18 protein-coding genes are annotated in these 15,965 nt (G+C 68.0%); 14 read left to right on the top strand and 4 right to left on the bottom strand.

Annotated elements, in window-relative coordinates; genetic code table 11:
- From BM345_RS08035 to BM345_RS08070, 8 genes are all read left to right on the top strand, one after another.
- Nucleotides 1–906 (top strand): branched-chain amino acid ABC transporter permease, encoded by a 906-nt coding sequence (locus BM345_RS08035; protein ID WP_093377658.1) that lies wholly within the window; start codon nt 1–3, stop codon nt 904–906.
- Entirely contained in the window at nt 903–1,652 is a 750-nt protein-coding gene (locus BM345_RS08040) for an ABC transporter ATP-binding protein (protein WP_093377660.1), read from the top strand. The genes BM345_RS08035 and BM345_RS08040 overlap by 4 nt, the downstream gene beginning before the upstream one ends.
- 61 nt (nt 1,653–1,713) lie before the next feature.
- The gene (locus tag BM345_RS08045; protein WP_093377663.1) at nt 1,714–2,430 is read left to right on the top strand and encodes an ABC transporter ATP-binding protein; all 717 of its coding nucleotides are present in this window, start codon (nt 1,714–1,716) and stop codon (nt 2,428–2,430) included.
- 32 nt (nt 2,431–2,462) lie between these two features.
- Nucleotides 2,463–3,914: an aldehyde dehydrogenase gene (locus BM345_RS08050; protein WP_093377665.1), complete on the top strand. Its 1,452-nt coding sequence runs from the start codon at nt 2,463–2,465 to the stop codon at nt 3,912–3,914.
- 120 nt (nt 3,915–4,034) lie between these two features.
- Nucleotides 4,035–5,342, top strand: coding sequence for a transglycosylase domain-containing protein (locus BM345_RS08055; RefSeq protein ID WP_254789662.1), 1,308 nt, complete (start codon nt 4,035–4,037; stop codon nt 5,340–5,342).
- Complete coding sequence (locus tag BM345_RS08060; RefSeq protein ID WP_093377670.1) at nt 5,339–6,121, top strand: GNAT family N-acetyltransferase; 783 nt, start codon at nt 5,339–5,341, stop codon at nt 6,119–6,121. The genes BM345_RS08055 and BM345_RS08060 overlap by 4 nt, the downstream gene beginning before the upstream one ends.
- A 60-nt stretch (nt 6,122–6,181) precedes the next feature.
- The gene (locus BM345_RS08065) at nt 6,182–7,273 is read left to right on the top strand and encodes an ABC transporter ATP-binding protein (protein WP_093377673.1); all 1,092 of its coding nucleotides are present in this window, start codon (nt 6,182–6,184) and stop codon (nt 7,271–7,273) included.
- Nucleotides 7,274–7,323: 50 nt separating this feature from the next.
- A complete protein-coding gene (locus BM345_RS08070) occupies nt 7,324–8,595 on the top strand; it encodes an ABC transporter substrate-binding protein (RefSeq protein ID WP_093377675.1) in 1,272 nt (423 codons plus the stop codon).
- Nucleotides 8,596–8,713: 118 nt separating this feature from the next.
- Here BM345_RS08070 and BM345_RS08075 read toward each other — a convergent pair whose 3' ends face one another.
- The 3 genes from BM345_RS08075 to BM345_RS08085 are packed head-to-tail and all read right to left on the bottom strand — an operon-like array spanning nt 8,714 to nt 10,001.
- Nucleotides 8,714–9,022: a hypothetical protein gene (locus BM345_RS08075; RefSeq protein ID WP_093377678.1), complete on the bottom strand. Its 309-nt coding sequence runs from the start codon at nt 9,020–9,022 to the stop codon at nt 8,714–8,716.
- Nucleotides 9,019–9,546 carry a hypothetical protein gene (locus BM345_RS08080; protein ID WP_093377680.1) on the bottom strand — a complete coding sequence of 176 codons (528 nt, stop codon included), beginning with the start codon at nt 9,544–9,546 and terminating at the stop codon, nt 9,019–9,021. The genes BM345_RS08075 and BM345_RS08080 overlap by 4 nt, the downstream gene beginning before the upstream one ends.
- Nucleotides 9,546–10,001 carry a PAAR domain-containing protein gene (locus tag BM345_RS08085; RefSeq protein WP_093377683.1) on the bottom strand — a complete coding sequence of 152 codons (456 nt, stop codon included), beginning with the start codon at nt 9,999–10,001 and terminating at the stop codon, nt 9,546–9,548. The genes BM345_RS08080 and BM345_RS08085 overlap by 1 nt, the downstream gene beginning before the upstream one ends.
- A 135-nt stretch (nt 10,002–10,136) precedes the next feature.
- On the opposite strand from BM345_RS08085, the gene BM345_RS08090 reads away from it, so the two are divergent.
- From BM345_RS08090 to BM345_RS08115, 6 genes are all read left to right on the top strand, one after another.
- Nucleotides 10,137–11,057: an ABC transporter permease gene (locus tag BM345_RS08090; RefSeq protein ID WP_093377685.1), complete on the top strand. Its 921-nt coding sequence runs from the start codon at nt 10,137–10,139 to the stop codon at nt 11,055–11,057.
- The gene (locus BM345_RS08095; protein ID WP_093377688.1) at nt 11,054–11,959 is read left to right on the top strand and encodes an ABC transporter permease; all 906 of its coding nucleotides are present in this window, start codon (nt 11,054–11,056) and stop codon (nt 11,957–11,959) included. The genes BM345_RS08090 and BM345_RS08095 overlap by 4 nt, the downstream gene beginning before the upstream one ends.
- Nucleotides 11,960–11,971: 12 nt before the next feature.
- Nucleotides 11,972–12,706, top strand: a complete 735-nt coding sequence (locus BM345_RS08100; RefSeq protein WP_093377690.1) for an aspartate/glutamate racemase family protein — start codon at nt 11,972–11,974, stop codon at nt 12,704–12,706.
- A 53-nt stretch (nt 12,707–12,759) separates the two neighbouring features.
- On the top strand, nt 12,760–13,656 hold the full coding sequence (locus tag BM345_RS08105) for a pirin family protein (RefSeq protein ID WP_093377693.1): 897 nt from the start codon (nt 12,760–12,762) through the stop codon (nt 13,654–13,656).
- Nucleotides 13,657–13,757: 101 nt separating this feature from the next.
- Nucleotides 13,758–14,828 carry a flavodoxin family protein gene (locus tag BM345_RS08110; protein WP_093377695.1) on the top strand — a complete coding sequence of 357 codons (1,071 nt, stop codon included), beginning with the start codon at nt 13,758–13,760 and terminating at the stop codon, nt 14,826–14,828.
- Between the two features lie 137 nt (nt 14,829–14,965).
- Nucleotides 14,966–15,496: a Spy/CpxP family protein refolding chaperone gene (locus tag BM345_RS08115; RefSeq protein WP_093377697.1), complete on the top strand. Its 531-nt coding sequence runs from the start codon at nt 14,966–14,968 to the stop codon at nt 15,494–15,496.
- Nucleotides 15,497–15,555: 59 nt separating this feature from the next.
- Here BM345_RS08115 and BM345_RS08120 read toward each other — a convergent pair whose 3' ends face one another.
- Nucleotides 15,556–15,924 (bottom strand): hypothetical protein, encoded by a 369-nt coding sequence (locus tag BM345_RS08120; RefSeq protein WP_093377699.1) that lies wholly within the window; start codon nt 15,922–15,924, stop codon nt 15,556–15,558.
- Nucleotides 15,925–15,965 lie beyond the last annotated feature (41 nt).

Here is a 15,965-nt window from a genome sequence, read left to right on the forward strand (position 1 = left end):
GTGAAGTCGCGCATCCTCATCGCCGCGGCCGTGCTGCTGGCCGCCGGCGCCGTGCCCTGGGTGGCCTCGGATTTCCTGCAGTCGCTGGCCCTGGCCTGCCTCATGTACATCGCGCTGGCCACCAGCTGGTCGATGTTCTGCGGGGCCACCCGCTACCTCTCGCTGGCCACATCGGCCTTCTTCGGCGTCGGTGCCTATACGAGCGCCGTGCTGCTGGACGTGCTGCCCTGGCCGCTGGTGGTGGCCTGCGGCGCGCTGGTGGCAGCCATCGTCGCCGCCGTGATGGGCGCGGCCGTGCTGCACCTGCGCGGCACCTACTTCGCGGTGCTCACCTTCGGCATGACGGAGCTGATCCGCCACGCCATCACCTATGTCGAGAAGCAGGTCTCGGGCACCGTGGGCCGCGTGCTGGCGGTGGTGCCCGAGAACCATGTCGTCTACCTCACGCTGCTGCTGATCGCCGCCCTGGCCATCGGCACCGCGCTGTGGGTGAAGAAGAGCCGCTTCGGCCTGGCGCTGGCCGGCATCGGCGCGGACGAGCAGCGCGCGCAGACGTTGGGCGTGGACACGCGACGCATGAAGATCTTCGGCTTCGCGCTCTCGGCCCTTTTCGCCGGCGCCGTGGGCGCGGCGATGGCGGTGCGCTGGACCTACATCGAGCCCTCGGCCGTGTTCAATCCCTTCATCGGCTTCCAGACGGTGCTGATCGCGCTGATCGGCGGCGCGGCCAGCCTCGGCGGGCCCATCGCCGCGGCCATCGTCTTCAGCCTGCTGGCCGAGACGCTGCGCCTGCAACTGCCCTACGGCTACATGCTGGTGCTGGGCCTCCTGCTGGTGCTGTGCGTGATGTACCTGCCCAACGGCCTCGCGTCGCTGTGGCAACGCAAGCAAGGGGGAAAGGCATGAACGCACAACGCCTCCTCGATATCCAGCAACTCAGCGTGCGCTTCGGCGGCCTTACCGCCGTCGACTCGGTCAACGCCACGCTCGACGCGGGCGAGCTGGTGGGCATCATCGGTCCCAACGGCGCCGGCAAGACCACCTTCTTCAACGCCATCTCCGGCGTGGTGCTGCCCACCTCGGGCCGCCTGCTGGTGGCGGGCGACGACCTCACCGGCCACGCGCCGCACCACTTCGCCGCGCACGGCATCGCACGCACCTTCCAGACGCCGCGCGTGTTTCCCGACATGAGCGTGGCGGACAACGTGCGCTTCGGCATGCAGTTCGCCGGGCGCCATCGCGAAGGGCCGCAAGGGCTGCGATCGGTCGAGGAGATTCTCTCGATGCTCGGCCTCGAAACGCTCGCGGCGCAGACGGCCGGCGCCATCACGCCCTCGCAACAGCGCCTGCTGGAGATCGGCATGGCGCTGGGCACGCGTCCGCGCGTGCTGCTGCTGGACGAAGTGGCCGCCGGCCTGACCGAGGCGGAGGTCGACGCAATGGCACGCCGCATCCGGCGGCTGCGCGACGAGTGGCAGCTGTCGGTGGTGTGGATCGAGCACGCCGTGGCCACGCTCCTGAAGTACGTGGAGCGCGTGATGGTGCTGCACCAGGGACGCAAGATCGCCGACGGCACACCCGCAGAGGTGGTGCGCGATGCACAGGTCATCGAGGCCTACCTGGGCGACGAGCTGCAGGAGGCCGCGGCATGAGCCCCCGCGCGGCCGCTCCGAAGGGCGCTTCCACCGCAGCCCGAAGGGCGGAGGTATCCGAATGAGCGCACAAGCCCACCTGCAAGTTAAGAGTCTCGGCGCCGGCTACAGCGGCTTCTCCGTGCTGCGCGACATCGACATCGAGGTGCGCCCGGGCATCACCGTCATCCTCGGCCCCAACGGCGCTGGCAAGACCACCCTGCTGCGCGCACTGGCCGGCCTGATGCCGCGCCATGGCGAGGTGCTGCTGGACGGCGCATTGCTGCCCCCGCAGGACGCCACCACCTGCGTGCGCCGCGGCCTCGCACTGGTGGCAGAAGGCCGCCAGCTCTTCCCCCAGATGACGGTGCGCGAGAACCTGGAGCTGGGCGGCTGGCTGGTGCCCGCCGGAGAGCGCCCGCGCCGCCTCGCGCAGGCCTTCGAGGACTTCCCGCGCCTGAAGGAACGCAACCAGCAGCTGGCCGGCACCATGAGCGGCGGCGAGCAGCAGATGGTGGCGGTGGCCCGCGCCATGATGAGCGCCCCGCGCCTGCTGATGCTGGACGAGCCTTCGCTTGGCCTGGCGCCGCGCATGGTCGACGAGCTGCTGGCCATCGTGCAGCGCATCGCGCGCCAGCAGGGCGTGACGGTGCTCATGGTCGAGCAGAACGTGCGCAAGGCGCTCTCGGTGGCCGACCGCGGCTACGTGCTGGAGCGCGGCCGCATCGTCGCCGCCGACGGCGCCAAGGAGCTGCTTGCTTCCGATGCCATCCGCCGCGCCTACCTGGGCACGGCCTGAATCATTTCCTTGTTCCTTCTGGAGAAAACCGCATGACCGCCATTTCGATGCTGATCGACGGCCGCACCGTGGCCGCGCGCGACGGTGCCGTGTTCGAGCGCCGCAACCCGCTGGACGGCAGCGTGGCCACCACCGCGCCCGCCGCCACGCCAGACGATGCACGCGCCGCCGTCGACGCCGCCGCCAAGGCCTTCCCCGCCTGGTCGGCCCTGGGCCCCGGTGCGCGCCGCGCGCTGCTGCTCAAGGCCGCCCATGCGCTGGAGGCCAAGGCCGAGGCGTTCGCCGCCGCCATGGCGCGCGAGACCGGCGCTTCGGGCCTGTGGGCCGGCTTCAACGTGCACCTGGCCGCGGGCATGCTGACCGAGGCCGCCTCGCTCACCACGCAGATCGACGGCCAGGTGATTCCCTCCGACGTGCCCGGCAGCCTGTCGATGGCGATGCGCCAGCCGGCCGGCGTGGTGCTGGGCATCGCGCCGTGGAACGCGCCCGTCATCCTCGGCGTGCGCGCCGTGGCGGTGCCGCTGGCCTGCGGCAACACGGTGGTGCTCAAGGGCTCGGAGATCAGCCCGGCCACGCACGGCCTGATCATCGAGGCGCTGCAGGAAGCCGGCCTGCCGCCGGGCGTCGTCAACTTCGTGACCAACGCGCCGCAGGACGCGGCCGCCGTGGTCGAGGCCATGGTGGCGCACCCTGCCGTGCGCCGGGTCAACTTCACCGGCTCCACCCGCGTGGGCAAGCTGGTCGCGCAGACCTGCGCCACGCACCTCAAGCAGGTGGTGCTCGAACTCGGCGGCAAGGCGCCGCTGATCGTGCTGGACGATGCCGACATCGACGCGGCAGTGAACGGCGCGGCCTTCGGCGCCTTCGCCAACTCGGGGCAGATCTGCATGTCCACCGAGCGCATCGTGGTGGACCACAAGGTCGCCGACGAGTTCGTCGCCCGCCTCGCCTCCAAGGCCTCGGCACTGCCGCTGGGCGATCCGCGCAAGGGCCCGGTGGTGCTGGGCTCGGTGGTCGACATGGCCACGGTGGAGCGCTGCAACGCGCTCATCGACGATGCGCTGGCCAAGGGTGCCAAGCTGGTCATCGGCGGCCGTGCCGACAGCACGCTGATGGCGGCCACCCTGGTCGACCGCGTCACGCCCGAGATGCGCATCTACCACGAGGAAACCTTCGCCCCGGTGAAGGCCATCGTGCGCGTACGTGGCGAGGACGAAGCGGTGCGCGTGGCCAACGACAACGAGTTCGGCCTGTCGGCCGCGGTGTTCGGGCGCGACACGGCGCGCGCCATGAACGTGGCGCGCCGCATCGAATCGGGCATCTGCCATGTCAACGGCCCCACGGTGCACGACGAGGCGCAGATGCCCTTCGGCGGCGTCAAGGGCTCGGGCTGGGGGCGCTTCGGCGGCCGCGCCGGCATCGACGCCTTCACCGAACTGCGCTGGATCACGGTGCAGACCACCGAACGGCACTATCCCTTCTGACATAGCCCTGTAGGAGGCGGGCCAAAAGTCCGCTTTCTGAGGCGCCGGCACAACGCCGCCACCTGCTCGATCGCGCACACTCGGGGCCTGGAAGTTCCGAGGGAGCGATTCTTGAAAGTTGTGCTGCGCTTCGTGCTGTACGTGTTGGCGGCCCTGGGCGTGACGGCCGCCATCGCGATCGCGCTCATCGTCAAGCTGGCGCTGGCGCCGGCGCAGGGGGAGTGGTCGCAGCGCGTCAGCGTCGGCCCGGTCGGCTTCGATGTGGGCGTGCCCACCGTGCTGCGGCTGGTCACCGCCTCCTGGTTCGCGCCGCAGATGGCCGGCCGCACCTTCGACACCCGCTACGGCAAGGTGCGCTTCGGCTGGACCGAAGCCAACGTGCAGGAAGTGAGCTGCGAGCCCTGCAGCCTGAACGTGCCCGAGCTGGGCGACAAGCCGGTGCAGGTGGAGCGCCTGCTGCTCACCGCGCGGCGCGACGTCGATGCCCTGTTCGGCAACCTGCGCATCACCCCCGCCGGCGCCACCGCCAGCGAGCTGCGCGGCCGCTGGAACGGCCGGCTCACGCAGAAGACGCTGAGCCTGTCCGCCGACATCGACGACGCGCCCATCGGCCAGTGGTACCAGGTGCTGGTGCCCGCCCTGCCCGAGCTGCAGCGCGCGCGCATCGGCGGCACCGCTTCCCTGCGCGCCACGCTCATGCTGCCCGAGGGCAGCTTCAGCGTGCAGCCGCGCCTGGTGATGTTCAGCGTCGACGGGCTGGGCGCCGAGGGCCTGCTCGAATCGCGCGCCGGCAGCTGCGGCGTTTCGGCCAGGCTGGCCGGCGACGCCTGGCTCATGCGCGGCGCGGTGGCCGCGCTGGACGCCGACTTCTTCCAGCACGCCGGCTACGAATCCGCCACCCTGGCGCGCAGCCAGGCCCCCGCGACACCCACCGTGGCGCAACCGAGCGGCGTCAAGGCCGAGAAAGTCAGCGCGATGCGCACTCTGGCCACCCCGACGCAGGCCGCGCCCACGCTGAACGAACAGGTGGCCCGCCTGATCCTCCCGCCCCTGCCCCACCCGGCCGCCCAGCAGCTGCGCGACATGCTCTACGCGGTCGAGCTCGAACGCGCGCCCGGCAAGCAGCGCCTGCTGCAGGCCTACCTGGACATGGCACCCTGGGGCGAAGGGCTGTGCGGGGCCGAGGCCGCCGCGCGCCGCTACTTCAAGCGCCCCGCCCGGCAGCTGGAACCCGCCCAGGCGATCTGGATGGCCACGATGCTGCGCGACCCCGACGCCACGCTGCAGAAGTGGCGCGGCGAAGGCCAGATCGACAAGCCCCGCGCCCGCCACGTGGCCGAGCAGGTGCGCGAGATCACCAACGGCCAGCGCGTGGCGCTGCTGCGCGGGGTGGCCAACGCCCGCTTCACGGCGCCGGCCGCGCCATGACGGCCGCGCCGCGGCTGCCAGCCGCGGACACCGAGGCCATCGAGCGCGCCACCTTGCAGGCCGTCGCGCCGCAATGGGTGGAGGCGCTGGAGGCGGGGCACTGGCTGCTGCCCATGGACCCCGGCACGGTCGGCCGTGCCAGGAGCGCCGTGCCGCTGCGCCACGAGGCGCCACGCGACCCGGCCGGCCTGCTCGATCGCATCGCCGAGCGTTATGAAGCCCGCGGCTTGCCGATGCAGTTGCGGGTGGCCGATGCCGCCTGCTTCGACGGCATGGCGGAGGCGATGGCCGCACGCGGGCTGGCCGGCGCCAGGCCGACCCACACCCAGGTCGGCAGCCTGCGCACCATGCGCAGCGTCAGCCAGGGCCAGCCGGCCGAGGTGAGCGCGGCGCCCGATGGCGGCTGGACCGGCGTCTTCCTCGGCCCCGGCTTCGACCCGGTGGATGGCGCCTGCCGCGTCCAGTCGCTGACCCGGGCCAGCGGCAACCTCTTCGCCAGCGTGCGCGACGAGAACGGCGCCACCCTGGCCGCCGGCGCCGTCTCGCTGGGCCACGGATGGGCGGGCGTGCACGGCATGCGCACCGAGCAGTCGGCCCGCGGCCGCGGCCTGGCCGGCCGGGTGCTGGCCGGTCTGGCGCAGGCCGCGCTGGACCGGGGTTACGAGCGCGTCTTCCTCCAGGTGGAGGCCGGCAATGAAGCGGCCCTGGCGCTGTACCGGCGCGCCGGCTTCCAGCCGGCCTGGACCTACCGGTACTGGCAGCCCCGCGCACCGCGCTGAACCCCGCCGCGCACCAGCGAGGTGCGTCGGCGGTGGCACATGTCTTGCGATGCCGTCCCCATGGACGCAGCAGCCAACACCGCGGTCGAGATCGTCGCGCTGACCAAGCAATATTCGGTCGACATTCCGCCCGCCGTCGACCAGATCGACCTGCGCATCGCCAGCGGCAGCTACTGCTGCCTGCTGGGTCCTTCGGGCTGCGGCAAGAGCACCACGCTGCGCATGATCGCCGGGCACGAGACGGTGACGCACGGCGACATCCTGCTGGAAAACCGCAACATCACCCGCCTGGCGGCCGCCGCCCGCGGCACGGCCATGATGTTCCAGAGCTTCGCCCTCTTCCCGCACCTCTCGGCGCTGGACAACGTGGCCTTCAGCCTGAAGATGAAAGGCGTGGCCAAGGCCGAGCGCCACCGCCGCGCGGCCGAGCTGCTGGAGCGCGTGGCCATGGGCCACCTGGCGCAGCGAAAGCCGGGCGAACTGTCCGGCGGCCAACAGCAGCGCGTGGCGCTGGCCCGCGCCCTCATCACCGAGCCCCGGGTCCTGTTGCTGGACGAGCCCCTTTCGGCCCTGGACCCCTTCCTGCGCGTGCAGATGCGCGCCGAGCTGCGCCGCTGGCAGAAGGAGCTGGGCCTGACCTTCATCCACGTCACCCATTCGCAGGAAGAGGCCATGGCACTGGCCGACACCATGGTGGTGATGAACCACGGCCTGATCGAGCAGGTGGGCTCGCCGCACGAGGTCTACAACTTCCCGGGCAGCGAGTTCGTCGCCCGCTTCATGGGCGGCCACAACGTGCTGCAGACGGCCGCCGGCCCGATCGCGGTGCGCAACGACCACATGAAGATCGCGCCCGCCGAGCAGGCCGGCGCCAGCGGCCTTGCCGCCACGATCACCGACGTCGAGTACCAGGGCACCTACGTGCTGCTGGGCCTGCAACTGGCCGAGGCGCCACCCGGGACGAAGTCGGTCGCCGTGCTGCTGCACGAGAGCGACTTCCTGGCCCGTCCCTTCGTGCTGGACCAGCAGGTGCTGCTGTCCTGGGACGAGGCCCACGCGCGCGTGCTTCGCCCCGGTGCGCAGCGCCCGGCACCACGCAAGGCGCAGCCACCCAAAACGCGCCGCGACGAACTGGCCGCCATGGCCGGTTGATTCAAAACCATCACCACAACCCGAACCATCAACCCGAGGGGGCTTCTTCCATGTCCGACGACACCCTTGTTGACCATTCCGGCATCCAGCGCCGCCGCCTGCTGCAGGGCACGGCCGGCATCCTGGCCACCGGCATCGCTCCCTTCGTGCATGCGCAGGAAAAGATCGTGCTGCGCTACCTGGGCACGGCGGTGAACCAGGACAAGGCCATCGCCGACAAGTTCAAGGCCGACACCGGCATCGAGATCCAGTACGTGGCCGTCACCACCGACGACGTCACCAAGCGCGCCGTCACTGCCCCCAACAGCTTCGACCTGATCGACACCGAGTACTTCTCGCTCAAGAAGATCGTGCCCACCGGCAACCTCAAGGGCATCGACACGAAGAAGATCAAGAACGCCGACAAGATCACCCCGCTGTTCACCAAGGGCGAAGTCGCGGGCAAGAAGGTGGGCGACCAGGGCACCGCGCCCAAGAAGGTGATCTTCCTGGAAGGCGAGAAGAGCAAGAAGTTCTCCGCCACGCCCACGCAGTTCATGACGCTGATTCCCACCGTCTACAACGCCGACACGCTGGGCATCCGCCCCGACCTGATCAAGCGCCCGATCAACTCATGGGCCGAGTTGCTCAACCCCGAGTTCAAGGGCAAGACCGCCATCCTGAACATCCCGTCCATCGGCATCATGGACGCGGCCATGGTGGTGGAGGCCAAGGGCATCCACAAGTACGCCGACAAGGGCAACATGACCAAGGCGGAGATCGACCTGACGATCAAGACCCTGATCGAGGCCAAGAAGGCCGGCCAGTTCCGCGCGCTGTGGAAGGACTTCAACGAGTCGGTCAACCTGATGGCCTCGGGCGAGGTGGTGATCCAGTCGATGTGGAGCCCGGCCGTCACCGCCGTGCGCACCAAGGGCATCGACTGCACGTTCCAGCCGCTCAAGGAAGGCTATCGCGCCTGGGCCGCCGGCTTCGGCGTGCCGGCCACGCTGTCGGGCAAGAAGCTGGACGGCGCCTACGAGTTCATCAACTGGTTCCTGGACGGCTGGGCCGGCGCCTACCTCAATCGCCAGGGCTACTACAGCGCCGTGCTCGACACCGCCAAGGCCAAGATGGAAGCCTACGAGTGGGCCTACTGGATGGAAGGCAAGCCGGCCAGCCAGGACATCAAGAGCCCCAACGGCGACCTGCTGGCCAAGGCCGGCGCGGTGCGCGACGGCGGCAGCTACGAGCAGCGCATGGGCGGCATCGCCTGCTGGAACGCGGTGATGGACGAGAACGAGTACATGGTCCGCAAGTGGAATGAGTTCGTAGCGGCTTGAGGACTCCCTTAATCAAGAGCGCTCCGCTTTGCCCATGCCGACTGGGCACGTGGACCCGAGTGCTCTTCTTCGCGGGCCCCCGGATCGGCTGCGCGCTCGATTCTGCGCGGGCTCCTTCCTATTCGCCGCCTCGATACACGACTACGACAACATAGGCGAGAACCAAACCGGCTATAGCAGCAATCCAAATCACGCCCAAGTAGGCTGCAAAGCCTAGCGCCTTTCCCATCGTAAATGGTCGATAGGAAAAGCTCTTGCCGAATATCACGAGGGCCCAAACCGACATTCCCAGCAGAAATAGGAAAAGCTCCGATTCGCCAATGTGGATTTTTTCTTCTCTTGCAAGCCACGCGTCCAACAACGCAAAAACGGGAATCGAGAGAAGCCAAACCCCCACATGGAGAAGCGCGATCGAGATCTTCTTCATCGCAGTGCCTCCCCTTTGAAGTACGCAGCAGGAATCGGCGTCTCCCAGCCTGGTGTCTGGTATTGAGGAGTAGAAATTTCGGGGACGTACCCCATCACGCTTTGCAATAGTCCAGCGATGTACGAACTGCTGTTGTAGGTTCCCTCGACCATGACTTCGCCAACAAGTTTCTTTGGCGCGGAATACGGTAGCGTGAAGCTCGCGAAGTTGTGGGCAGCCTGTATCAGCCTTTGCGCAAACAACTGTTTTGACATGCCGGGCGGCGGCTCCATCGGTATTTGAACAACGACATCCTCGGGCAAGATGTCTCTATAGAAGAGGGTCTTTATTCGGGTCATCCTCGCAATCGAATCGCCAGGCCGCGCGAGATTGATTTGGCTCGCGTCGGTGAAGGTAGGCTGACCGTCGAAACCGAAGATTCCAGAATACACATCGTCTACGACCAACGTGAAGTGCAGATCAGGCTTCCCGCCCCGCCCAAGCTTCCCGACATAACCGACGCTCTTGCCGGCAATGCGCCCCATCAAGGTAACGTTGGATTCCGAATGCTGAATCCTGGCAACTGAACCGACCTGCTGGTTACCCCGCTCAAGGGATGGCCCGCAGTGTTCACCAACTGGATCTGTTCGTTGTACGGTTGGGTCTCGGCGTCGGCCAGGGCTTCCACTGCAAGGAGTACGTTTGCTGGCGCAGCCGTCGCTATCAGCACGGCACCGCATTCTGTGGTGTCGCCTGCACGAGGAACGGGTACACCCCAGTCGCAGACCGTAGAGTCCGCTGTTGAAATCGGAAAGAAATGGGGTTTGCATCGCGGGCAGAATGTTTGATCCCCCAGTCGTGCATTTGCCTTTCCGTCGGCTTTGCTGGAGTGACCCGACGCGCCAATGACGACTCCGCCATGGGAGGTCAGATCTCCCTGGTAAATCTGGCCCCGAGCTGTTCCGTCTTTGCTGTTGACAATGCGTCCAAGATCGCTCATCTCTCCTCCTGTCTTCCAATGGTTCCATGGAATTCTCATCGCGGTAGCGACTAGCAAGAAGGGAACAATTCCGAAAGGTGTTCGGATGGCACGCATGTTGCTCAGGCCAATTCCTCACCGTTCCGAGAAGCGCACTTGAACGCAAATCACCACCCAGCGCCGACATCGACTGGGGATCAGAAGCAGGCTGTCGCGGCCTGGTGGCAGGCCGCGCCCTTCGCGCTGGTGTTCTTCCTCTTCTTCCTGGTTCCGCTGGGGCTGATCGCCATGGTCAGCCTGTGGAACTTCAACGAGTACGAGCTGATTCCCGCGCTCACGCTGCGCAACTACCTGAGCATCTTCGAAGGCTGCTCGCAGCTCACCGACAACGGCGACTTCTGCGTCACGCTGTCGACCTACCTGAGCACGCTCAAGTTCTGCCTGCTGGTGTGGGCCATCACGCTGGTGCTGGGCTTCGCGGTGGCCTACTTCCTGGCCTTCCACATCCGCTCGGCCACGGTGCAGACGGCGCTCTTCGTGCTGTGCACCGTGCCCTTCTGGACCTCCAACGTGATCCGCATGATCTCGTGGGTGCCGCTCCTGGGCCGCAACGGGCTGGTGAACCAGGGGCTGATGGGCGTGGGCCTGGTCGACCAGCCGGTGGAGTGGCTGCTGTTCTCCGACTTCTCGGTGGTGCTGGCCTTCGTGCACCTCTACACCATGTTCATGATCGTGCCGATCTTCAACAGCATGATGCGCATCGACCGCTCGTTGCTCGAAGCGGCCAGCGACGCCGGCGCCAGCGCCTTGCAGACGCTGTGGAGCGTGATCGTGCCCCTGTGCAAGTCGGGCATCGTGATCGGCTCCATCTTCGTCATCACCATCGTCATGGGCGACTTCGTGACCATCGGCGTGATGGGCGGCCAGCAGATCGCCTCGGTGGGCAAGATCATCCAGGTGCAGACCTCCTACCTGCAGTTCCCGCTGGCGGCGGCCAATGCGGTGATCCTGCTGGCGGTGGTGCTGATGATCATCTGGGGACTCACGCGGCTGGTGGACATCCGCAAGGAACTATGAGCCTGCTCAAGCCCCATCACCTGCGCGATCCGCGGCCGGCCGGGTTCTGGCTGCTTGCCATCGTGTTCGGCCTGTTCCTGCTCTTCCTCTACGGGCCGATGATCACCATCGTCGTGCTCAGCTTCCAGGGTCCCGAGGGCGGCCTGACCTTCCCGCTGCGCGGCGTGTCGCTGCACTGGTTCCACAAGCTGGCCGAAGGGCTGGGCACGGTGGACATCGGCGCGGCCTTCAGGCGCTCGCTGATGCTGGGCACGGTGGTGATGGGCTTCACCGTGGTGCTGTCTGTGCTGGCGGGCCTGGCTTTCCGCAAGAAGCTGCGCGGCGGCGATGCGCTCTTCTACATCGCGGTGGCCAGCCTGATCATGCCGTCCATCATCGTGTCGCTGGGCATCGGGCTGCAGTTCCGGCTGATCGACACCGGCATGAAGGAACTGCTGGGCGCGCTCGGCGCCGAGAACCTGCTGGAAGGCTACGGCACCGCGCTGGGGCTGCTCACATCGGCGCTGGGTGCGCACCTCACCTGGACGCTGCCCTTCGGCCTCCTGATCATGTTCGCGGTGTTCAACCGCTTCAACCCGGCGTACGAGGAAGCGGCGCGCGATCTGGGCGCCACGCCCTGGCAAGGCTTTGCGCACGTGGTGCTGCCGCTGATCGGCCCGTCCATCGTGGGCATCGGCATGTTCGGCTTCACGCTCAGCTGGGACGAGATCGCCCGCACCTCGCAGGCCATCGGCGACGTCAACACGCTGCCGCTGGAACTGCAGGGCCTGACCTCCACGGTGACCACGCCGGCCATCTACGCGCTGGGCACGGTCACCACCGTCGTCTCGCTGCTGGTGATGGGACTGGCGCTGGGCACCGCCGCGCTGTTGGGACGGCGCGCCAAGGCGCGACACCACTGAACGGGCCACCGCATGCCGTCGCTGCTGGTCATCAACCCCAACACCTCGGCGTCGATCAGCGCCTTGCTGCAATCAGAGGTGCGCCGGGCCGTGGGCAGTGCGGCACAGGTGCACACGCTGGGCGCGCGCTTCGGCGCCGCCTACATCGCTTCCGAGGCCACTTATGCGGTGGCCCAGCATGCCGTACTCGATGCCTGGGCGGTGGCGCTGTCCAAGGGCGAGCGGCCCGATGCGGTGCTGATCGGCTGCTTCGGCGACCCCGGGCTCTTCGCGCTGCAGGAAGGCGCGGGCGTGCCGGTGGGCGGCCTGGCACAGGCTTCCTTCGAGGCGGCTTCGGCGCACGGCCGCTTTGCCATCGTCACCGGTGGGGAGCGCTGGCGGCCCATGCTCACGCGCCTGGCCGGCGTCCTGGGCCACGGGGAATCGCTGGCCGGCATTCACACGGTGGCACCCAGCGGCGCGGAACTGGCGGCCGATCCACAGGGCGCGCGGGTGCTGCTGGCCCAGGCTTGTCGCGAGGCGGCGGAGCGCTTCGGCGCGCAGGCCGTGGTGCTGGGTGGCGCGGGCCTGGCCGGCATGGCGGCGGACATCGAGGGCCAGGTTCCGGTCCCGCTCGTCGACAGCGTGCAGGCGGGTGCCCGCTGGGCCGTGCAGGCCCTGGGCCAGGCGCCCGGGACGGCTGCTGTGCAGGCACGCTTCGGCGTCGCCTGGGAAAACCTTTCCTGGGAAATGGGCGCCCTGCGCTGATCGGAACCCACGCCGCGGGCGCGGTCGGCCCAACGGTGCCACCATGGCACCCCATGACCAGCCCACACCACCCCACCCACGTCTCGCTTCCCGCCCTGGCGCAGCCGCGCGGCATCGACCACATCGTGGCGGGCGTGTCCACCAGCGACGGCGACGGCGTCAAGCTCACCCGGGTCCTGCAGCAGACGCTGCAGCAGCGCCTGGACCCCTTCCTGATGCTGGACGCCTTCGGCAGCGACAACCCCGGCGACTACATCGGCGGCTTTCCCAACCACCCGCACCGCGGCTTCGAGACGGTGACCTACATGATCGCCGGCCGGATGCGGCACCGCGACAGCGCGGGCCATGAAGGCCTGCTGCAGAACGGCGGCGTGCAGTGGATGACCGCCGGCCGCGGCCTGGTGCACAGCGAGCTGCCCGAGCAGGAGGAGGGCCGCATGGAGGGCTTCCAGCTGTGGCTGAACCTGCCGGCCAGGGACAAGATGCGCGAGCCCTGGTATCGCGACATCCAGAGCGCGGAGATCCCCGAATACGGAACGGAGAACGGCGTGCAGGTTCGCGTGATCGCCGGCAGCAGCAATGGCGTGGCGGGTGCGATGCAGCGCGAGCACACCGAACCGCTGTACCTGGACATCACCCTGCCACCCGGCACCGAGTTCGCGCAGCCGCTTGCGCACGATCGCAACGCGCTGATCTACGTCTTTCGCGAGTCGGTGTTCATCGGCAGCAGCGAGGTGCCCACCAAGCGCATGGCCATCCTGGCCAACGAGCCCGACAGCGACGGCGTGCTGCTGCGCGCGCCGCGCACCAACCACAGCCCGGCGCGGGCGCTGCTCATCGCGGGCAAACCATTGCACGAACCCATCGCGCAATACGGCCCCTTCGTGATGAACACGCGTGAGCAGGTGACCCAGGCGGTGCACGACTTCCAGAGCGGCAAGCTGCGCTAGCAGGCGCGGCGACCGCATGCCGATCCTGGAGGTGCAGGCCTACGACGATGCGGCTTGCACGCCCCTCGCGGCAGGCGGGGGATGCGGTCTAGATTGGGCGGATGCCAACCGTCCGAAAGGGCCAGGCGCCCCCCCATCTGTCGCGCGCCGAATTCCACGAGCGATTCATCGCGTCCTTCCGCGATCCGGCTTTTCACAAGGAAGCGGATGCCCTCTCGCGCATCGAATTGATCGCCTGGGAGGCCTACGAGGACGGTCGCAAGGCGCCCGTCACGCGCCCAGCCGGCGCCGGCTTTGCCGACCCGGGCTACGAGCTCTCGGTGGAATGGCTGGAAAGCCGCGAGCGCATCCGCGCCACGCAAGCCGCCTGGAACGAGCCCGGAACGCCTTCGCGCGTACTTCTCATCAACGGCTCGGCGCGAAATGACGGCACCTGCCCCGGCGAGATCTCCAAGACCTTTCGCCTGACGCAGCTGGCCCGCAAGGAGATCGAGGCGGCCGGCATCCAGGCCGACGTCCTGGACCTGAGCCTGCTGACTTCCAGCTACGAACTGCGAATCCACCCCTGCAAGGCCTGCGTCTCCACCGCCATGCCGCTGTGCCACTGGCCCTGCAGTTGCTACCCCAACCATTCGCTGGGCCAGACCGGCGACTGGATGGCGGAAATCTACGAGCGCTGGGTGGGGGCGCACGGCGTGATCATCCTCACTCCCACGTACTGGTACCAGGCTACCAGCCCGCTCAAGCTGATGATCGACCGCCTGGTCTGCGCCGACGGCGGCAATCCAGACCCCACCTCCACACACGGCAAGAAGGTGGAGGAGGCCAAGGCACTGGAGCTGGAAGGCTGGCCCTACCCCAAGCACCTGCAAGGCCGGGTGTACGGCGTCGCAGTGCATGGCGATGTAGCCGGCGTGGAAGACCTGCGCCGCAACCTGTGCGACTGGCTGGACTGGATGGGCCTCGTCGACGCCGGTGCCCAGGCCCGGCTGGACCGCTACATCGGTTACTACGAGTCTTACGCGAGCAGCCATGAAGTGCTGGATGGCGACACCGGTGTGCAGGAAGAGGTTCGCAACGTGGCCCGCTCGGTGGCCAAGGCGGTACAGCTGCTGCGCGAAGGCCGGCTGACCGTGGCAGACAGCGGCCTGAAGAAGCCGCGGCCCAAATAGAGGCAAGACCGCTGGCCGGCCCTTCACGCATCTTTACGCACGCTCATCGCCCGCTCACAGTCCGTATACGGGAGCACCCCACACTTGCCTTCACCTGCTGCCCATCGGCAGCGGTATTCAAGGAAGGAAGCCTTTTCATGATCTCCACCAAGAAGACCCGCCAGATTGTCTGGGCCGGCCTGCTTGCAGGTGCCGCCTTCGCCGCCTCGGCACAGACGTCGCCACCCCCGGCGCCCAGCGCCCCTGCGGCCGCAAGCGCTCCACGCGCAGAACGCGGCGATCCCGCCAAGCGCTTCGAGCAGATGCAGCAGCGCCGCGCCCAGCGCATGTCCGCGCTCAAGGGCAAGCTGAACCTGGACGCTTCGCAGGAATCGGCCTGGAACAGCTTCACGGCTGCCCAGCAGCCGCCCGCGCCGCCGGCCCAGCGGCCCAGCCGGGATGACATCGCCAAGCTGAGCACCCCGCAGCGCCTGGACCTGATGCAGCAGCACCAGGCCGAACGCTCGGCTGCCTTTGCCAAGCGCGCGGACGCCACACGCACCTTCTATGCGGCGCTCAAGCCCGAGCAGCAGAAGACCTTCGACGCAGAGACCTTGCGCATGGGCCCGCGAGGCGAGCGCCACCACGGTCCGCATTTCGGCCAGCCCCCGGCTCCTGCCAAGAGCTAAGCCTGCGTTCCAGCAAAAAGCCCGCCATCTGGCGGGCTTTTTGTTGCCTGTTCAGGCGCTTACTTGGGAGTGGCCATCTTCCCCACCGGGTTGGTGGGAATGCCGGTCTTCTCGCCAATTTCACCGAACTGCGGCTTCTTCGGCATGACCTCGGCTCGCACTTCCGCGCGCGACTTGTCGCTGGGGGGCACCGGCTGCATGTTCGGCTGGTTGTTGGTCATGGTGCTTGCCTCGCCCGCAGCCGAAGGCACGCTGGTGTTCGCCGTATTGCGGGTCGCGGCGCGAGCCTCTGCCTTCACGGCGTCGCGCGAGTTGGGCATCTGGCCGGTTTCGACCGTCTTGTCCGGCTTCTGGGCCAGGGCGGCGCCGCCACTGACGGTCAGGGCCACGGCCAGCATCAGGCTCTTCAGGCAGGTATCAGACTTCATGACAAGGTTCCTTTCGGTGGTGTCGTTTACGTCTGGATGAC

The sequence above is a fragment of the Variovorax sp. OV329 genome, assembly GCF_900114785.1.
Taxonomy (GTDB): domain Bacteria; phylum Pseudomonadota; class Gammaproteobacteria; order Burkholderiales; family Burkholderiaceae_C; genus Variovorax.

Coding starts and splice junctions, on each gene's coding strand:
- BM345_RS08040 (WP_093377660.1), top strand. CDS start 903: ATGAACGCACAACGCCTCCTCGATATCCAGCAACTCAGCGTGCGCTTC.
- BM345_RS08045 (WP_093377663.1), top strand. CDS start 1,714: ATGAGCGCACAAGCCCACCTGCAAGTTAAGAGTCTCGGCGCCGGCTAC.
- BM345_RS08050 (WP_093377665.1), top strand. CDS start 2,463: ATGACCGCCATTTCGATGCTGATCGACGGCCGCACCGTGGCCGCGCGC.
- BM345_RS08060 (WP_093377670.1), top strand. CDS start 5,339: ATGACGGCCGCGCCGCGGCTGCCAGCCGCGGACACCGAGGCCATCGAG.
- BM345_RS08065 (WP_093377673.1), top strand. CDS start 6,182: ATGGACGCAGCAGCCAACACCGCGGTCGAGATCGTCGCGCTGACCAAG.
- BM345_RS08070 (WP_093377675.1), top strand. CDS start 7,324: ATGTCCGACGACACCCTTGTTGACCATTCCGGCATCCAGCGCCGCCGC.
- BM345_RS08075 (WP_093377678.1), bottom strand. CDS start 9,022: ATGAAGAAGATCTCGATCGCGCTTCTCCATGTGGGGGTTTGGCTTCTC.
- BM345_RS08080 (WP_093377680.1), bottom strand. CDS start 9,546: ATGGGGCGCATTGCCGGCAAGAGCGTCGGTTATGTCGGGAAGCTTGGG.
- BM345_RS08085 (WP_093377683.1), bottom strand. CDS start 10,001: ATGAGCGATCTTGGACGCATTGTCAACAGCAAAGACGGAACAGCTCGG.
- BM345_RS08095 (WP_093377688.1), top strand. CDS start 11,054: ATGAGCCTGCTCAAGCCCCATCACCTGCGCGATCCGCGGCCGGCCGGG.
- BM345_RS08100 (WP_093377690.1), top strand. CDS start 11,972: ATGCCGTCGCTGCTGGTCATCAACCCCAACACCTCGGCGTCGATCAGC.
- BM345_RS08105 (WP_093377693.1), top strand. CDS start 12,760: ATGACCAGCCCACACCACCCCACCCACGTCTCGCTTCCCGCCCTGGCG.
- BM345_RS08110 (WP_093377695.1), top strand. CDS start 13,758: ATGCCAACCGTCCGAAAGGGCCAGGCGCCCCCCCATCTGTCGCGCGCC.
- BM345_RS08115 (WP_093377697.1), top strand. CDS start 14,966: ATGATCTCCACCAAGAAGACCCGCCAGATTGTCTGGGCCGGCCTGCTT.
- BM345_RS08120 (WP_093377699.1), bottom strand. CDS start 15,924: ATGAAGTCTGATACCTGCCTGAAGAGCCTGATGCTGGCCGTGGCCCTG.